Here is a 16104-nt window from a genome sequence, read left to right on the forward strand (position 1 = left end):
TCACGCCTCGTTCGCCGCGCCCGCGGACGCCAGGAAGCTTGATCGCACCGCATGCGGCGTGCTGCCCGTCCAGCCTTGAAACGCACGGATGAAGGAGTTGGGATCCTCGAAGCCCAGCAGGAAGGCGATCTCCGCGCCTGACAGCGAGGAGTTCTGAAGGTAGTGGTGGGCCAGCGCGCTGCGCAAGCCGTCCAGGGTCTGCTGGAAGCTGCTGCCCTCCTCTTGGAGCCGCCGTTGCAACGTGCGGCTGCTGACCCCCAACTTGCGACAGATCGCCTGCATCGACAACTCCCCGGCGGGCAGCGCCTCGAGCAGCGCGCTGCGCACCCGCTCTGCGGTGGTCGCGTGCCGGTCCAAGTCGGCGAGGCGTTGCCGCAAGGCGGGCTCGAAGAAGGACCACATGCCGTGATTGGCGGTCAGGAATGGACGCCGTGCGTCCTCTGCCGAGAACACGACCGTGGGCATCGGTGTTCTTTCGACCGGGACGCCGAAGTAGTCCGCGTAGGCCAGCGCCTCCGGCGCCGACTGCGGCGGCTGGGGCCATCCCACCCTCACCACGTGCATCGGGCTCCGAGTGGCCAGTCGCGCCAGTTGGACGAGGAAAACAATCTTGAAGGCCATCAGCACGGGCGGGGGCGCCAAGGCGCGGTCCAGGAACTCCAGCGCCACCGTCGTGCGACGCTCGGTGCGCTCGACATGCAACGCCATGGGGCCACTCAGACGTTTGTACTTGGCCAGGCGTGCGAGTGCGCCATCCATGTCGTCGCTGCACAGCGCCACGAAGAGTTCAGGCTCGAACCAGTCGGACGACATCCTCTGCGCCAGGCGCAAGGGCACGGGCAGCTGCCCGGCAGTCGCCTCTGCCTCGATCGCCGCCCATAGCTTGAAGTAGGTCTCGGAGTCGAGGCGCGTGCTCGCGCGCCCGAACAGATCGCCAGGCAACTGGGCCCGGCGCAATACGTTGGCGCCATTGACACCCGCGTCGTGCATCAGCAGCAGCCAGCCCGGCCAGATCGCAAAGGTGCCTGCGTGCGCCAAGCGGCCCCCTGGCAGCTTGGGGGCGACGGCGTTGTCGTCTTTCATGACTTCAGTTTACGAGCGGCCTTCGCCGGGCACACCAGCGGAACGCGCCAAGCTGCGCGGTCTTGCTGGCGGGTTTCGCATGTCGATTGGCGCGATGAGCGAGTGCGCTGGCGCCGATGCCTGGGCACAGTGGCCCTGTTCCTTGAACCCGTCCCCGGGCCCGTCGCCCGGCCACCCCACCGCTGGCAGAAGCCGACGGCTCGGCAGCAAGAAAGCAAAGACCATGAAAAAGACCGTTTTGATCACCGGCGCCTCGTCCGGCTTCGGCCTGATGCTCGCGACACGCCTGCAGCAACAGGGCTTCGAGGTGATCGGCACCAGCCGCGATCCGGAGAAGGCGGCCAAACTGCCGTTCAAACTGCTGCGGCTGGACATCGACGATGACGCGTCCATCGAGGCCTTCACGCGCGAGTTGTTCCTGCACGCCCCGCGGGTGGACGTGCTCGTGAACAACGCCGGCTACATGGTGACCGGCCTGGCTGAAGAGACGCCCTTGGCGCTCGGACGCCAGCAGTTCGAGACGAACTTCTGGGGCACGGTCAAGGTGACCAACGCCTTGCTCCCGCACTTCAGGGCGCAGAAGGCAGGCCAGATCATCACCGTCAGTTCCATCGTGGGACTGATCGGTCCGCCGAATCTGTCCTACTACACCGCCTCCAAACATGCGGTGCAGGGCTATTTCAAATCCCTTCGCTTTGAACTGGACCAGTTCAACATCAAGGTCAGCATGGTCGAGCCCGTGTGGTTCAAGACTAATCTGAGTCACAACGCCGTCGCGGCCAAGGCCGGCAGGATTGCGGACTACAACGACTATCGCAAGCAGGCGAACGCCGCCACGCAAAAGGGCATCGACGAAGCGCAGTCGCCCGCCCCCGTCGTCGCGACCATCGAAAGGCTGATCAAGACCCGGCACCCGAAGTTCAGCAACCCGGTCGGCAAGATGACGGGAATGATTCTCTTCCTGCAAAGCTACATGCCGAAGATGTTCGAGAGCGAGATTCACAAGAGTGTCCGCACGGCTTGATCGGGACCACGATGAAGTACTACCTCTGCAAATTCATTCCGCCACGCAAGGATTTCCTCGCCACGATGTCGGACGTCGAGAAGGATCTGATGAAGCGTCACGGCGCTTATCTGAACCGCCTGTTGGCGGAGGGATTGATCGTTGCGCACGGCCCGGTCATGGATCCGGCCGGCGGCTACGGCGTCTCGCTCTTCCGGATTGCCGACGAGCAGACCATTGAGGCCCTCACTGCCGAAGATCCCATCGTCAAGAACGGCGTGGGCCACTATGAGCACCACGTGATGCTCAGTCTGGCGGTGGGCGCCTGAGCTTTCATCGCCATCGATCACACGGACCCAAGCGCGACCCAGGCGCCGTCGTGTGCCCCGCTGCCACGTGATCGTTGCGCGCCGTCGCGCCATGGCGCGCGGCGCCGCTGACCGCAGTTCGCACCGTGACAGGCAAGGCCTGGATCCCGGCCTTGTCCATTTCGTCTGATCGTATACGATAGACGAATGCTCCCCTGGATCACCGACACCTCCCCCGACCTGCTCGCCGACGTGCGGGACACGTCGCTCGCCAAGCTCGTCCGCGACGAGGTGCTGAACGCCATCCTCCGCGGCGACCTGCCGCCGGGGCAGCGCATCAACGAACCGGATGTCGCGGCGCGCCTGCGCGTCTCCCGCGTCCCCGTGCGCGAGGCGCTGCGCGAGCTCGAAAGCACCGGTCTGGTCGCCGCGCGCAAGCACGCCGGCGTCTTCGTGCGGGTGCTCGATATCAAGGAAGTCGCCAACCTCTACGAGCTGCGCAGCCTGCTGGACGGCCACGCCGGCCGCCGCGCCGCGGCGCTCGAACGCCCCCGGCGCGACGCGCTCGTGAAGCGGCTCGTGACGCTCGGCCGCGAGATGAAGGCGAATGCGCGCCGCCGCGACGTGCAGGCCTATTACGCCGCCAACCTGGCCTTCCACTGGGCCATCGTCGAGGCCACCGACAACGAGCCCCTGACGCGCACCTACCAGGGCATCGTCCAGCAGCTGCACCTGTCGCGGCTGCGGAACCTGTCGCGCGACGTAGGCATGAAGGTCTCGATCCTGGAGCACGACCAGATCGTTGCCGCGCTCGACGACGGCGACGCCGCGCTGTGCCAGCGGCTGCAGGAACACCACGTCAACGCGGCGCACGGTCGCCTGCTGGAGACGGAAGGAAAAGAGCGAGGACGCCAGCGGGAGCGACAGCAAGAGCTAGCAAAGGCCAGCCGGAGGCGGCAAGACCTGGCACCAGCATCCATCAAAGCAAGAACGAGGGCCATCACAAGAGCCCCGCCTTACCGCGCTTCACCCCGGAGACAAACCGATGACCAACCGACGATCCGTGCTGATCGCCGCCCCCGCGTTGCTGCTCACCGCAGGACGCTCGTGGGCGGCGGACAGCTTCCCCAGCAAGCCGATCCGCTACATCGTGCCCGTGGCCGCGGGCGGCGGCAGCGACTTCATCGGCCGCGCCGTCTGCGACCGCTGGGGCCATGCGCTGAACCAGACCTTCGTGGTCGACAACATCGGCGGCGGCGGCGGCGTGATCGCCACGCAGGCCACGGCCAAGGCGCCGCCCGACGGCTACACGCTGATGCAGGGCTACGTGGCCACGCACGGCACCAGCCCCGCCACGCGCAAGCTGCCCTACGACGCGGTCAAGGACTTCAGCCCCATCGGCATGATCGGCGGCACGCCCAACGTGCTGGTCGTCAACAGCGCGGTGCCGGTCAACGACCTCAAGGGCTTCATCGAGTACGCCCGCAAGAACCCCGGCAAGCTGAGCTACGGCTCCTCGGGCGTGGGCTCGCTCACGCAGCTCGTGATGGAGCTGTTCAAGCAGCAGTCCGGCGTGTTCATGCTGCACGTGCCCTATCGCGGCATCTCGCCCGCCTTCACCGACCTGATGGGCGGCCAGACCCACGCGATGTTCCCGGGACTGGCCGCGGCGCTGCCGCACATCCGCTCCGGCCGCGTGAAGCCGCTGGCGGTGACCGGCACCGCCCGCAACCCGACGCTCAAGGACGTGCCCACGCTGATCGAGGCCGGCTTCAAGGACTTCGACGCGATGCAGTGGTACGGCGTCGTCGGGCAGGCGGGCATCCCCGCGCCGCTGGTCAAGCAGCTCAACGCGACGCTGAACACGGTGCTCAAGGCACCCGACATGCGCGACAAGCTGGCCGCCGAGGCCGTCGATCCGACGGCCATGAGCCCGGAACAGTTCGGGCATCACATCCAGGCCGAGGTGGCCCGTTGGACCGCGCTGGCGCGCGACCGGAAGATCCAGGTCGACGACTGAGACACCCGATGAACAGACGGCTCGAAGCCGACCGGACCACCGACCAGACTGCCGCCCGGACCGCCGACTGAAGAGCCCCCCGACACACGACTGAAGGACGATTGAACCCCATGGCACGCAATACCCAGGTCGCCGCCGACCACAACGCCCCGCCCATCACCCAGATCCTCGCCCGCTACGTGGCCACGCATCCGTCGCGCGGCTGGAGCGACGCGGTGGACCACGAGGCCCACCGCACGTTCATGAACTGGGCGGGCTGCGCCGTCGGCGCCGCCGGTCACGAGGCGATGCACGCGGCGCTCGCCGCCGTGCAGATGCTGCAGCCCTCCGCGCAGGCGAGCATCCTCGGCCGCGCCGAGAAGGTCGACATGGCCGGCGCGGCGCTGCTCAACGGCATCAGCTCGCACACCTTCGACTTCGACGACACCCACCTGAAGACCATCATCCATCCGGCGGGTCCGGTGGCCTCGGCGGCGCTCGCGCTGGCCGAGCACCTCGGCCTGTCCGGCCGGCAGCTGATCGACGCGATGGTCCTGGGCATCGACGTGTCCTGCCGCATGGGCAACCTCGTCTATCCCGAGCACTACGACCGCGGCTGGCACATCACCGGCTCCACCGGCACGCTGGGCGCCGCGGCGGCCTGCGCGCGACTGCTGGCCCTGGACGAGCACCAGACCCAGATGGCGCTGGGCATCGCCGCCTCGCAGCCCGTGGGCCTGCGCGAGCAGTTCGGGACCATGACCAAGCCCTTCCACCCGGGCGGCGCGGCGCGTGCCGGGCTGCTGTCGGCGCTGCTGGCCAAGCACGGCTACACCGCCAGCCCGCGCGCGCTCGAGGCGCCTCGCGGCTTCGCGCAGGTGGTCTCGACGAAGTACGCCTGGAACGAAGCCACCGACGAGCTCGGCGAGCGCTTCGAGATCTCCTTCAACACCTACAAGCCCTTCGCCTGCGGCATCGTCATCCATCCGAGCATCGACGCCGCCGTGCAGCTGCGCGAACAGGGCGTGCGGCCCGAGGACGTCGAGCGCATCGAGCTCAAGGTGCACTCGCTCGTGCTGGAGCTCACCGGGAAGAAGGAGCCGGCGGACGGCTTGCAGGGCAAGTTCAGCGTCTATCACGGCGTGTCGGCCGGACTGATCTTCGGCCGTGCCGGCGAGCCCGAGTACGACGATGCGATCGTCAACCGCGAGGACGTCGTGGCGCTGCGCCGCAAGGTGGTGGCGACGGTGGACGACGGCATCGACGAAGCCTCGGTCGACATGACGGCGGTGCTGCGCGACGGCCGCCGCGTCCACGTGTTCGTCGAGCATGCGATCGGCTCGCTGCACAAGCCGATGAGCGACGCGGCGCTGGACGCGAAGTTCCACTCGCAGTCGGATGTCGTCATCGGCGCTGCGCGCAGCGACGCGTTGATCGCGGCCTGCTGGCGGCTCGGCGAGCTGGCCGACGTGCGCGAACTGACCGCGCTGGCGCGGCCTTGACGCCGCGGCGCCCCAGTCACCGCACGAATCACGACACGAGTCACATCACCGGCGACGACACGATGCGCGGCTACTGCCTCCAGCACCGGGACGGCCACGCGGAGCTGCTGCTCCGCGACGACCTGCCCCGCCCTTCCCCCGGTCCCGGTCAACTGCTCGTCCGCGTCCGCGCGGCGGGCTTGAACCGCGGTGAGTTCCTGGCCGGCCATGGCCTTCACGGCGCCGGCGGCGCGCCGAAGCCGGTGGGCGCGGAAGCGGCCGGCGACGTGGTTGCCGTCGGTGACGGCGTCCAAGGCTGGCGACTCGGCGATCGCGCGATGGGCCGCTGTGCCGGCGGCTTCGCCGACTTCGCGCTGATCAGCGAGGCGGAGGCGCTGCACGTGCCCGAGGCCCTCGATTGGACCGAGGCGGGTGCGATCCCGCTGACCTTCCTCGTCGTCTACGACATGCTCGTGGTCCAGGGTCGGCTGAAGGCGGGCGAGACCCTGCTGGTGGCGGGCGGCAGTTCCGGTGTCGGCGTCGCGGCGCTGTCCGCGGCCAAGGCCATCGGCGCGCGCGTGATCGCCACCTCGGGGCAGCGCGGCCAAGCTGGCGCGGCTGATGACGCTGGGATTGGATCTCGGCCTCGAGACCCGCGCGCCGGACTTCGCGGCCGCGGTGCGCGAGGCCACCGACGGTCGTGGCGCGGACCTCGCGATCGACACCGTCGGTGGCAGCGTGTTCGCCGAATGCGTGCGGGCGCTGGGCTTTCAGGGTCGTCTCGCGATGGTGGGCTATGTGGATGGCGTGCTCCAGGCCGAGCTCGATCTCGAAGCGCTGCATGCGCGGCGTCTCCATCTCTTCGGCGTCTCGAACAAGCTCCGCACACCGCAGCAGCGCGCGGAACCGGTGCCCGGCTTCCGGACCGACTGGCTGCCGCTGTTCGCCGACGGCCGCCTGCGGCCGGTGGTGGACCGCGTCTTCCGCTTCGAGGACCTGGCGCAGGCCAAGGCCTCGATGGAGCAGGCCGAGCACCTCGGCAAAATCGTGCTGGCCGGCAGCGAGGACTGATCAACCCCAAGGACATCGGCATGAACGTTCAACGTCGTGAACTTTGCGCGGCAGGCGCCGCCACGCTGCTGCTGAGCGCCTGCGCCTCCGCGCCGGCCGGATCGACCGATGGATCGAGGGCCATAGCCTCGGGCGGATCGGACATCGGCTCGGCCGCCTCGGCCGATGCCCGGGCGGCCGCGGCCGAACTGACCGGCACCGGCAAGCTCCGCGCCGCGATCAACCTCGGCAATCCCATCCTGGCCAGCCGTGGCCCGGACGGCGAGCTGCGCGGCGTGTCGGTCGACCTCGCGCGCGAGGCGGCCCGACGACTGGGCGTGAGCATCGAGCTCGTCGCCTTCAACGCGGCGGGCAAGGTCGTCGAAGCGATCAAGGACAAGCAGGTGGATCTCGCCTTCGTCGCGATCGATCCGCTGCGCGGCGCCGACACCGACTACACGGCGCCCTACGTGATCATCGAGGGCGCTTACCTGGTCCGCAACGACTCGCCGCTGCAGCGCAACGAGGACGTCGACCGCGCGGGTCGGCGCATCGTCGTCGGCCGCGGCAGCGCCTACGACCTCTACCTGACCCGCGAGATCAAGTCCGCCACGCTGGTGCGCGCGCCGACCTCGCCCGCGGTGACCGGCCTGTTCGTCGCCGACCAGCTCGACGTGGCCGCCGGCGTGCGTCAGCAGCTGGAAGCCGACGCGCGCCGCGTGGGCAGCGTGCGGCTGCTGCCGGGCCGTTTCATGGTGATCGAGCAGGCGATGGGCGTGCCCAAGGGACGCATCGCGGCGCAGCGCTGGCTCAGCGCGTTCGTCGAGGAGATGAAGGCCTCCGGCTTCGTGGCCGAGGCGCTGCGCCGCCACGGCATCGAAGGCGCGCTGGTGGCGCCGCCGAGGTAACAACAGCGGTGTCCTGAATGGAACACTGTCCTACACCGTCGCGATTCGCTTGGCGTTAATCTCAAGGGCGACTGCACCTTGAAGGAGACCCCCATGGAAGCGACCAACCACCAGTTCCACGAGCTGTTCGACCAGCTCGGCCTGCCCTCCTCCGAGGCCGAGATCCGCGAGTTCATCGGCCAGCACCGCCCCCTGCCCGGCGACGTCAAGATCACCGAGGCGCCGTTCTGGTCCGAGCAGCAGTCGCGCCTGTTGAAGGAACTGCTGCTGCAGGACGCGGATTGGGCGGAGGTCGTCGACCAGCTGAACGTCGCGCTTCACTGAACTTCCGGGGCCACGCGCGTCGCTGGTCTCGACGGGCTCAAGGCGATCGACGCGATCGGCCCCTCGCGCTCCGAGCGCCCGCCTCGGGAGCGCCGACGAATCGCAAGGAGGCATGCCTCATGTTCGACCTGCACGTCCACTGGTGGGAGCTGCTCGCCCGCGCGGCGCTCATCTACCTGGCGCTGTTCCTGATGGTGCGCTTGTCGGGCAAGCGCACCATCGGACAGTTCACCCCGTTCGACCTGCTGGTGGTGATGCTGCTCAGCGAGGCCGTGAGCAACGGCCTGAGCGGCGGCGAGGACTCGGTCACCGGCGCGTGGATCCTTGCCGCGACACTGATCGTGATGAACGCCTTCATCGGCTTCCTGGGATCCCGGAGCAAGCGCCTGGAGGCGCTGCTGGAGGGGTCCCCCGTGCTGATCGGACGCGACGGCGAATGGTTCCCGCAGGCGCTACGCCGCCATCGGCTCGGCACGGCGGATGTCGAGAAGGCGCTGCGCGAGGCGGACTGCGAGCTCGAGGAGCTGCACATGGGCGTGCTCGAAAGCGATGGCAGCATCAGCATCCTCAAGCGCAAGTAGGTTCTCCCCATTCCGCATGCCAGGTGCCGCAAGAATCGACTACTCCAGCTCGCCCGTCGACCTGGCGCGTTCCCTGATCGGCTGGACGCTGCTGGTCGACGGCGTGGGCGGACGCATCGTCGAGACCGAGGCCTACGACATCGATGACGAGGCCTCCCACAGCTTCCGCGGCATGACGGCGCGCAACGGGGCGATGTTCGGCCCGCCGGGTTCCACCTACGTCTACCGCTCCTATGGGTTGCACTGGTGCTTCAACATCGTGTGCCGGGAGGTCGGCCACGGCGCCGCCGTGCTCATCCGCGCCCTGGAGCCCACGCATGGCCTGGATCTGATGCGGCAACGACGGCGAGCCGAAGATTCACGCCAACTCTGCTCCGGTCCGGGCAAGCTGGCGGAGGCCCTGGGCATCACAGGCGCGCTGGATCGCCATCGGATCGACCAGCCGCCGTTCGCCGTCCTCCCTCCGGCGTGCGACGCGGAGGTCGCCTGCGGAGCAAGCATCGGCATTTCGAAGGCGCAGCACCTGCCGTGGCGCTTCGCACTGGCGAAGTCAGCGTTCCTCAGCAGAAAAGTCTGAACTTCCCCGGCGTGGGTCCGGTTGCCGTCAACCGGGAGCTGGCCGCGAAACCCAGTCCGCACGGCGCCGCCGGGCGCCGACGTTCACCGGTAGGCGTCTTCCGCCAATTCGCACAGCTGTCCGCACCCGATGGGCTTGCTGACGTGCAGATCGAACCCGGCGCTGGCGACCAGGACGCGGTCGCTCTCCTGGGTCCGGGCGGTCAGGGCGACGAGCCTGGCGGGAGCCTGGACCTCGGTGCCCCGGATGCACGCCGCGGTCTCGTAGCCGTCCATGCCGGGCATGTCGATGTCGAGCAGGACCAGGCGGGGCCGCAGCAGCTCCGCCAGCAGCACGGCCTCGGTGCCGCTGTAGACGGCGCAGGCGCAGAAGCCGTAGGCGTCCAGCAGCGCGACGAGGGTATCGGCCGCATCCCTGTTGTCGTCGACCACCAGGATGCGGCACGGGGGCGGTCGAATGCTTGGGCTCCATGCCTCCACAGGGCAAGGCGCGGGCCAAGCCCCTCGCTCAAGTAGCATCTCCGCCCATGAGCCTGCCCCACCCGACGCCCTCGCCTTCCCCCACGGAGCGCCTGCGCTGGCTCGACGGCGGCGGCGACATGGGCGCGCGCATGCGGGCCATGGACTGGCGCGACCAGCCGCTGGGACCGCCGGAAACCTGGCCCCAAAGCCTCCGATCGGCCGTCAGCATCTGCCTCGGCTCGCGTTTCCCCATGGTGGTGCTCTGGGGCCCGCGGCTCGTCATGCTCTACAACGACGCCTATGCGCCGCTGCTCGGCGACAAGCATCCCGGCGCGCTCGGCTGCAGCATCCACGAGGTGTGGACCGAGATCGCCGACGTCATCGCGCCGCTGATGGCCGGCGTCATGGCCACCGGCGAGGCGACCTGGGTCCCCGACGGATTCCTGGCTCTGGAGCGGCACGGCGCGGCGGAGGAGACCTATTTCTCCTATTCGTTCGGCCCGGTGCGCGTGGAGGACGGCAGCGTCGGCGGCATCCTCGCCGTCACGATGGAAACGACGCAGCGCGTCGTCAGCGAGCGGCGGCTCGCCTTCCTCAAGGCGCTGGCGGATGCCACCGCCGGCGCCACCGATGCCCTGGACGTGTGCACGCGGGCGATGGTCGCGCTGGGCGCCGGCACGCCGGACATCCGGCACGCCGCCATCTATCTGCGCCAGCCCGGCCGTGGCGACCGGCGGGTCGCGGAGACCGCGTCCGGAGGCGGACCGCGGATCGCCTGGGCCGCCGAGTTCAGCGGTGACGCACCGGATGTCCCCTGTTCGATCGCCGTGCCCATCCAGATCGAGGGCCGCGCCGAGCGGCTCGGCACCCTCGTCGCCGTGCTCAATCCGCAACGGCCGCTGGACGACGACTACCGCGAGTTCATCGCGCTGATCGGCCGCCAGGTCGCGCGCGCCATCTCGGACATCAACGCCCTGGAGCGGGAACGCGCCCGCGTCCATGCCGAACAGGAGCTCCGCCGCATCTTTGAACAGGCGCCCAGCTTCGTGTGCATCATGAAGGGGCCGGACCATGTGTTCGAGTTCGTCAACCGGGCCCATCTGCAGTTGTTCAACAGCGCGGCGTGGCTCGGCAAGCCGGCGCGGGAAGCCTTCCCCGACATCGCCGGCCAAGGCTATTTCGAGCTGCTCGACGGCGTGTACCGGACCGGCAACCGTTTCGTCGCGGCGTCCGCGCCGCTGCGCTACCGCTACGCGCCCGAGAGCGCCGAGGAAGAGCGCCTGCTGGACTTCATCTTCGAGCCCATCCGCGACGAGGGCGGCCGCATCACCGGGGTCTTCTGCGAAGGCTTCGACGTGACCGCGCAGCGGCGCGCCGAAGCCGCCCTTGCGGCGGCGCTGCAGCAGACGCAGGGCCAGCGGCGGCTGTACGAGGCCATCCTGGCCAACACGCCGGACCTGGCCTACGTGTTCGACCTGTCCCACCGCTTCGTCTACGCCAACGAGGTGCTGCTGCGGATGTGGGGCAGGACCTGGGACGAAGCGATCGGCAAGAACTGCCTGGAACTGGGCTACGAGCCCTGGCATGCAGCCATGCATGACGAGGAGATCGACCGCGTCGTCGCCACCGGCCAGCCGGTCCGCGGCGAGGTGCCGTTCGCGGGTGCCTTCGGGCGGCGCATCTACGACTACATCTTCGTGCCCGTGCTGGGGACCGACGGCGAGGTGATCGCCGTGGCCGGCACCACGCGGGACATCACCGAGATCAAGGCGATGGAGGAGACGCTGCGCAGCCAGGCGGACCAGTTGCGCGAGAACGACCAGCGCAAGGACGAGTTCCTCGGCATCCTGGCGCACGAGCTGCGCAATCCGCTGGCGCCGCTGATGAACGGCCTGGAAGTCTTCCGCCGCCTGGCGTCGCGGGACGAGCCCGCCCTTCAGAAGGTGCAGGCCATGATGGACCGCCAGCTGGTGCAGATGGTGCGTCTCATCGACGACCTGCTGGACATCACGCGGATCTCCAGCGGCAAGATCCGCATGAGCAGGTCTCGCCTGGCGTTGGCCGAGGTGCTGCAGGCGGCCGTCGAGACCAGCCAGCCGGCGATCGACCAGTCGGGGCACACCCTGACCCTGTCCGCGCCCGGTCGCCCCGTCTTCGTCGACGCGGACGCGACGCGGCTGGCGCAGGTGTTCCTGAACCTGCTGACCAACGCGGCCAAGTTCACCGCGCCCGGCGGGCACATCCAGATCACGACCGAGCGGCACGGGAGCGAAGTCGTCGTCACGGTCCGCGATGACGGAGAGGGCATCCCGCCCGACATGTTGTCGAGGATCTTCGACATGTTCGTCCAGGTGGACCGCTCGCAGGAGCGCGAGCGCGAACGCAGCGGGCTGGGGATCGGGTTGTCGCTCGCCAGAGGGCTGGTCGAGCTTCACGGCGGCAGCATCGAGGCCCGCAGCGACGGCCCGGGGCAAGGCAGCGCCTTCATCGTGCGTCTGCCGGCGGCCGCCGATGCCGACCGGCCGGCCGGCGAGGACGACCGGCCCGCCGACCCGGACACCTTCGCCGGGCGCCGCGTGCTGATCGCCGACGACAACGTCGACGCCGCGGACAGCCTGGCCCTGCTGGTCGAGCTCATGGGCGCCCAGCCGCGCGTCGTCCACAACGGCCTGGACGCCGTGGCGCAGGCCGGGCAATTTCAACCGGAGCTGGTGCTCCTCGATCTCGGCATGCCGGGGCTGACCGGCTACGAGGCGTGCGCCAGGATCAAGGCGTCGCCGTGGGGGCGCGACATGGTGGTGGTCGCGCTCACCGGCTGGGGGCAGGAGAAGGACCGCCGCAAGTCGCGCGAGGCGGGTTTCGACGCGCACCTCGTGAAGCCGGTCAGCACCGAGGCGATCAAGGCGCTGATGGCGTCGAACGTCCAGGTGCCGTGCGATCCCGCGCGGCAGCACCTCGTCGCGAGCCCAGACGCTGCGCATAGAGCCACGTGAATTCGGCGCCGACCAGGAACACCTGGGCCGAGTAGTAGACCCAGACGAACACGACGGCCACGGAGCCGGCCGCGCCGAAGCCGCTCGCCACGCCGGTCTTGCCGATGTACAGGCTGATCAGGATGCGACCGATGGTGAACAGCGTCGCCGTGACCGCGGCGCCGACCCAGACGTCGGACCAGGCCACCTTCACGCGCGGCATGACCTTGTAGATCAGGGCGAAGACCGCCGCGGTCATGGCGAAGCCGACGACGGCGTTGAGGCTCTGCAGCAGCCATTCCCAGCCGCCGAACCAGCCGCCCCACCACTTGCCGAGCGCCGCAACCACGGCGCCGGTCACCAGCGAGACCAGCAGCAGGAAGGCCACGCCGACGATCATCCCGAAGCTGAGCAGACGGGCGCGCACCAGCGTCCAGACGCCGCTCGTCCGGTGGCGCACCGGCGCGCGCCAGATCCGGTCGAGCGCGTCCTGCAGTTCGCCGAAGACGGTCGTCGCGCCGATCAGCAGCACCCCGACGCCGAGCACGGTGCCCAGGATGCCGGTGCTGGGCTTGCTGACGTTGCTGAGCACCTCCTGGATGCCCTTGGCCGCCTCGGGCCCCATCACGCCCTCGATCTGGCCGAACAGCTCGCCGCGCACGGCGTCCTCGCCGAAGACCAGCCCCGCGATCGAGATGACGATCACCAGCAAGGGCCCCAGCGAGAAGACGGTGTAGTACGACAGCGCCGCCCCCATGCTGGGCGCGTAGTCGTCGATCCAGGCCGACAGCGAATCCACCATCAGCGACCACCAGGTCTTGAGCGAGCGGCCCGACCAGGAAGGGACGGCGTCCGCCGCGCCCGCGGCATGGCCGGTGTCCTCGGCGCGCGCGGCGTCCGGGACGTTCGCGACGTTCGCGACGTTCACGGAGAGGGTCGATGGGTCCGGCGATGGCGGTGTCATCCCTTCCCCCGGCAACGGGCGCGCCCAGCCTCGACCTCGATCGATGCCTTGCCCATTCATCGCCTCCGCAGCAGGATTGGGCAAGACAAAGGCAGCATCGTGCGTTGCCCCGGGAGCGGGCGGCGACGAACAATCCACCCCATCGACACGAATCCTCGTTCACCCCTTGCGGAGCCGACAGCCATGAACAACTTCAGCCTCAACACGCCCACCAAGATCCTGTTCGGGAAGGGCCAGATCGCCGAGCTCGGCCGGGAGATCCCCGCGGACGCCCGCATCCTCGTCACCTACGGCGGCGGCAGCATCAAGAAGAACGGCGTGCTCGACCAGGTGCGCCAGGCGCTGGCCGGCCGCACGGTGGTCGAGTTCGGCGGCATCGAGCCCAACCCCACCTTCGAAACGCTGATGAAGGCCGTCGAGGTCGTCAAGGCCGAGCGGATCGACTTCCTGCTGGCCGTCGGTGGCGGCTCCGTCGCGGACGGCACGAAGTTCATCGCCGCCGCCGCGCTGTACGACGCGGCCCGCGACCCGTGGGAGATCCTGCTGACCCGCGGGGCCAAGGTCACCGGCGCCGTGAAGATGGGCGTCGTGCTGACGCTGCCGGCCACGGGCTCGGAATCCGACAACGGCGCCGTCATCAGCCGTCAGGCGACGGGCGACAAGCTGCCCTTCTTCTCGGCCTTCACCTACCCGGTGTTCGCGGTCCTCGACCCGGTGACGACCTACAGCCTGCCCGCGCGCCAGGTGGCCAACGGCGTCGTGGACGCCTTCGTCCACACGGTCGAGCAGTACCTGACCTACCCGGCGGAAGGCCGGATCCAGGATCGCTTCTCCGAAGGCATCCTGCTCACGCTGATCGAGGAAGGTCCGCGGGCGCTGACCGAGCCGGAGAACTACGACGTCCGCGCCAACGTGATGTGGAGCGCGACGCAGGCGCTGAACGGCCTGATCGGCGCCGGTGTTCCGCAGGATTGGGCAACGCACATGATCGGCCACGAGCTGACCGCGATGCATGGTCTCGACCACGCGCAGACGCTGGCGATCGTGCTGCCGTCGGTGCTCGAGTACAAGAAGGAACAGAAACGCGCGAAGCTGCTGCAGTACGCGGACCGCGTCTGGGGCCTGCGCGACGGCAGCGAAGCGGCGCGCATCGACGGCGCGATCGCGGCCACGCGGGCCTTCTTCGAGCAACTGGGCGTCGGCACGCGCCTGTCCGCCTACGGGCTGGACGGCAGTTCCATCCCGGCGATGATCGCCAAGCTGAAGGAACACGGCGGCACCGCGCTGGGCGAGCACCAGGACATCCGGATCGAGGACAGCCAGCGCATCCTCGAAGCCGCCCGTTGATCGCCGGCTGATTCCTCACCGAGCCTTCGCTGACTCCCCTGCCTTCGTGGCGCACGCGGCTTGCAGACCGCGTGCGCCCGAAGCCTTTTGAAGCACCCATGGCGACCATCCTCAACGACAGCATCCGCCAGCGGATCATCGACGCCGCGACCCGCTACCGGTCCGCGTCCTTCTCCACGCCGTCGCCGGTGGCCGGCGTCCGGATCCTCTATTCCGAGACCTCGCACCCGCGCACGCCGGTGCTCTACGAGCCGTCCATCGTCATCGTGGCGCAGGGCGCGAAGGTGGGTTTCGTCGGCGAGAAGACCTTCCGCTACGACGCGGACAACTACCTGCTGCTGACGGTCCCCCTGCCCTTCGAATGCCAGACGATCGCGAGCAAGACGAAGCCCTTCGTCGGCGTATCGATCGACATCGACACGGCGGTGCTGCAGGAGTTGCTGATCGACCTGGAGGACGAGGGCCTCGACCGCCGCGCGAGCCTGGAGTGCACCGGCGTCAACAGCGCGGCGTTCACCGAGGAAGTGCTCTGCGCCATCGAACGTCTGTTCGACGCGATGCACCAGCCGCGCGACGCGAAGGTGCTGGGCAAGCTCATCCTCAAGGAAATCATCTATCACGTGCTGTGCGGCGACAGCGGCGCGGCCCTCCAGGCGCTGGCCAACCGGCACACGCATTTCGCGCAGGTGACGAAGGCGCTGCAGCACATCGAGTCCCACTACGCCAAGCCGCTCAGCGTCGAGCAACTGGCGGGCCTGGTGAACATGAGCGTGTCCGCCTTCCATCACAACTTCAAGGCGGTGACCAACACCTCGCCGCTGCAGTACGTGAAGAGCTACAAGCTGCACAAGGCCCGGCTGATCATGCTCAACGAAGGTGTGAAGGCCGGCGTCGCGGCCACGCGCGTGGGCTACGAGAGCCCGTCCCAGTTCAGCCGCGAATTCAAGCGCTACTTCGGCGCCACGCCGGTGGATGAGGTGGCGCGGCTGAGGGCGTTCAGTCCGGCGGTCAGTTGATCCGCAAGCGCTAGCACCAGCGTGCGGCCT

Annotated in this window: 15 protein-coding genes and 2 pseudogenes; 14 read left to right on the forward strand and 3 right to left on the reverse strand. The window is 68.9% G+C overall.

Annotated features, from left to right (window positions below; all coding sequences use genetic code 11):
• Complete coding sequence (locus ACFJIX_RS23615) at positions 1-1083, reverse strand: helix-turn-helix domain-containing protein (protein WP_377155103.1); 1083 nt, start codon at positions 1081-1083, stop codon at positions 1-3.
• Here ACFJIX_RS23615 and ACFJIX_RS23620 point away from each other — a divergent pair.
• The 11 genes and pseudogenes from ACFJIX_RS23620 to ACFJIX_RS23670 all read left to right on the forward strand — a co-directional run bounded on the left by ACFJIX_RS23620 (position 1082) and on the right by ACFJIX_RS23670 (position 9314).
• Positions 1082-2107: an SDR family NAD(P)-dependent oxidoreductase gene (locus ACFJIX_RS23620; RefSeq protein ID WP_377155104.1), complete on the forward strand. Its 1026-nt coding sequence runs from the start codon at positions 1082-1084 to the stop codon at positions 2105-2107. The genes ACFJIX_RS23615 and ACFJIX_RS23620 overlap by 2 nt on opposite strands.
• Before the next feature lie 89 nt (positions 2108-2196).
• The gene (locus ACFJIX_RS23625) at positions 2197-2415 is read left to right on the forward strand and encodes a YciI family protein (RefSeq protein ID WP_377161924.1); all 219 of its coding nucleotides are present in this window, start codon (positions 2197-2199) and stop codon (positions 2413-2415) included.
• A 186-nt stretch (positions 2416-2601) separates the two neighbouring features.
• Positions 2602-3198 (forward strand): annotated as a pseudogene (locus tag ACFJIX_RS23630) (GntR family transcriptional regulator); the annotation flags it as partial.
• 241 nt (positions 3199-3439) lie between these two features.
• Entirely contained in the window at positions 3440-4414 is a 975-nt protein-coding gene (locus ACFJIX_RS23635) for a Bug family tripartite tricarboxylate transporter substrate binding protein (RefSeq protein WP_377155105.1), read from the forward strand.
• Positions 4415-4524: 110 nt separating this feature from the next.
• Positions 4525-5895 (forward strand): MmgE/PrpD family protein, encoded by a 1371-nt coding sequence (locus tag ACFJIX_RS23640; protein ID WP_377155106.1) that lies wholly within the window; start codon positions 4525-4527, stop codon positions 5893-5895.
• 62 nt (positions 5896-5957) lie between these two features.
• A pseudogene (locus ACFJIX_RS23645) lies at positions 5958-6221 on the forward strand (alcohol dehydrogenase catalytic domain-containing protein); the annotation flags it as partial.
• A gap of 274 nt (positions 6222-6495) precedes the next feature.
• Positions 6496-6945 (forward strand): zinc-binding dehydrogenase, encoded by a 450-nt coding sequence (locus ACFJIX_RS23650; protein ID WP_377161926.1) that lies wholly within the window; start codon positions 6496-6498, stop codon positions 6943-6945.
• 20 nt (positions 6946-6965) lie between these two features.
• Positions 6966-7832 carry an ABC transporter substrate-binding protein gene (locus ACFJIX_RS23655; protein ID WP_377161928.1) on the forward strand — a complete coding sequence of 289 codons (867 nt, stop codon included), beginning with the start codon at positions 6966-6968 and terminating at the stop codon, positions 7830-7832.
• Between the two features lie 93 nt (positions 7833-7925).
• Positions 7926-8156, forward strand: a complete 231-nt coding sequence (locus ACFJIX_RS23660) for a DUF2789 domain-containing protein (RefSeq protein WP_377155107.1) — start codon at positions 7926-7928, stop codon at positions 8154-8156.
• 119 nt (positions 8157-8275) lie between these two features.
• Positions 8276-8737: a DUF421 domain-containing protein gene (locus tag ACFJIX_RS23665; RefSeq protein ID WP_377155108.1), complete on the forward strand. Its 462-nt coding sequence runs from the start codon at positions 8276-8278 to the stop codon at positions 8735-8737.
• Positions 8738-8753: 16 nt separating this feature from the next.
• Positions 8754-9314, forward strand: a complete 561-nt coding sequence (locus ACFJIX_RS23670) for a DNA-3-methyladenine glycosylase (RefSeq protein WP_377155109.1) — start codon at positions 8754-8756, stop codon at positions 9312-9314.
• A gap of 83 nt (positions 9315-9397) precedes the next feature.
• On the opposite strand, the gene ACFJIX_RS23675 is transcribed toward ACFJIX_RS23670, so the two are convergent.
• Positions 9398-9745: a response regulator gene (locus tag ACFJIX_RS23675; protein WP_377155110.1), complete on the reverse strand. Its 348-nt coding sequence runs from the start codon at positions 9743-9745 to the stop codon at positions 9398-9400.
• Positions 9746-9840: 95 nt separating this feature from the next.
• On the opposite strand from ACFJIX_RS23675, the gene ACFJIX_RS23680 reads away from it, so the two are divergent.
• Positions 9841-12768, forward strand: coding sequence for an ATP-binding protein (locus ACFJIX_RS23680; RefSeq protein WP_377155111.1), 2928 nt, complete (start codon positions 9841-9843; stop codon positions 12766-12768).
• Here the strand turns inward: ACFJIX_RS23680 and ACFJIX_RS23685 are convergent.
• Positions 12674-13675: a YihY/virulence factor BrkB family protein gene (locus ACFJIX_RS23685; protein ID WP_377155112.1), complete on the reverse strand. Its 1002-nt coding sequence runs from the start codon at positions 13673-13675 to the stop codon at positions 12674-12676. The genes ACFJIX_RS23680 and ACFJIX_RS23685 overlap by 95 nt on opposite strands.
• A gap of 219 nt (positions 13676-13894) precedes the next feature.
• On the opposite strand from ACFJIX_RS23685, the gene yqhD reads away from it, so the two are divergent.
• Together yqhD and ACFJIX_RS23695 are read left to right on the forward strand one after the other, a co-directional pair.
• On the forward strand, positions 13895-15058 hold the full coding sequence (gene yqhD, locus ACFJIX_RS23690; protein WP_377155113.1) for an alcohol dehydrogenase: 1164 nt from the start codon (positions 13895-13897) through the stop codon (positions 15056-15058).
• Positions 15059-15156: 98 nt separating this feature from the next.
• The gene (locus ACFJIX_RS23695; protein WP_377155114.1) at positions 15157-16074 is read left to right on the forward strand and encodes an AraC family transcriptional regulator N-terminal domain-containing protein; all 918 of its coding nucleotides are present in this window, start codon (positions 15157-15159) and stop codon (positions 16072-16074) included.
• Positions 16075-16104: the final 30 nt, after the last annotated feature.

This window comes from Roseateles sp. UC29_93 (genome assembly GCF_042695725.1).
Classification (GTDB): Bacteria; Pseudomonadota; Gammaproteobacteria; order Burkholderiales; family Burkholderiaceae_C; genus Roseateles; species Roseateles noduli_A.

Excerpts from the sequence above, each read along its gene's own strand:
- ACFJIX_RS23615 (WP_377155103.1), bottom strand. The coding sequence starts at position 1,083 with ATGAAAGACGACAACGCCGTCGCCCCCAAGCTGCCAGGGGGCCGCTTG.
- ACFJIX_RS23665 (WP_377155108.1), top strand. The coding sequence starts at position 8,276 with ATGTTCGACCTGCACGTCCACTGGTGGGAGCTGCTCGCCCGCGCGGCG.
- ACFJIX_RS23660 (WP_377155107.1), top strand. The coding sequence starts at position 7,926 with ATGGAAGCGACCAACCACCAGTTCCACGAGCTGTTCGACCAGCTCGGC.
- ACFJIX_RS23670 (WP_377155109.1), top strand. The coding sequence starts at position 8,754 with ATGCCAGGTGCCGCAAGAATCGACTACTCCAGCTCGCCCGTCGACCTG.
- yqhD (WP_377155113.1), top strand. The coding sequence starts at position 13,895 with ATGAACAACTTCAGCCTCAACACGCCCACCAAGATCCTGTTCGGGAAG.
- ACFJIX_RS23620 (WP_377155104.1), top strand. The coding sequence starts at position 1,082 with ATGACTTCAGTTTACGAGCGGCCTTCGCCGGGCACACCAGCGGAACGC.
- ACFJIX_RS23680 (WP_377155111.1), top strand. The coding sequence starts at position 9,841 with ATGAGCCTGCCCCACCCGACGCCCTCGCCTTCCCCCACGGAGCGCCTG.
- ACFJIX_RS23640 (WP_377155106.1), top strand. The coding sequence starts at position 4,525 with ATGGCACGCAATACCCAGGTCGCCGCCGACCACAACGCCCCGCCCATC.
- ACFJIX_RS23650 (WP_377161926.1), top strand. The coding sequence starts at position 6,496 with ATGACGCTGGGATTGGATCTCGGCCTCGAGACCCGCGCGCCGGACTTC.
- ACFJIX_RS23695 (WP_377155114.1), top strand. The coding sequence starts at position 15,157 with ATGGCGACCATCCTCAACGACAGCATCCGCCAGCGGATCATCGACGCC.
- ACFJIX_RS23635 (WP_377155105.1), top strand. The coding sequence starts at position 3,440 with ATGACCAACCGACGATCCGTGCTGATCGCCGCCCCCGCGTTGCTGCTC.
- ACFJIX_RS23625 (WP_377161924.1), top strand. The coding sequence starts at position 2,197 with ATGAAGCGTCACGGCGCTTATCTGAACCGCCTGTTGGCGGAGGGATTG.
- ACFJIX_RS23655 (WP_377161928.1), top strand. The coding sequence starts at position 6,966 with ATGAACGTTCAACGTCGTGAACTTTGCGCGGCAGGCGCCGCCACGCTG.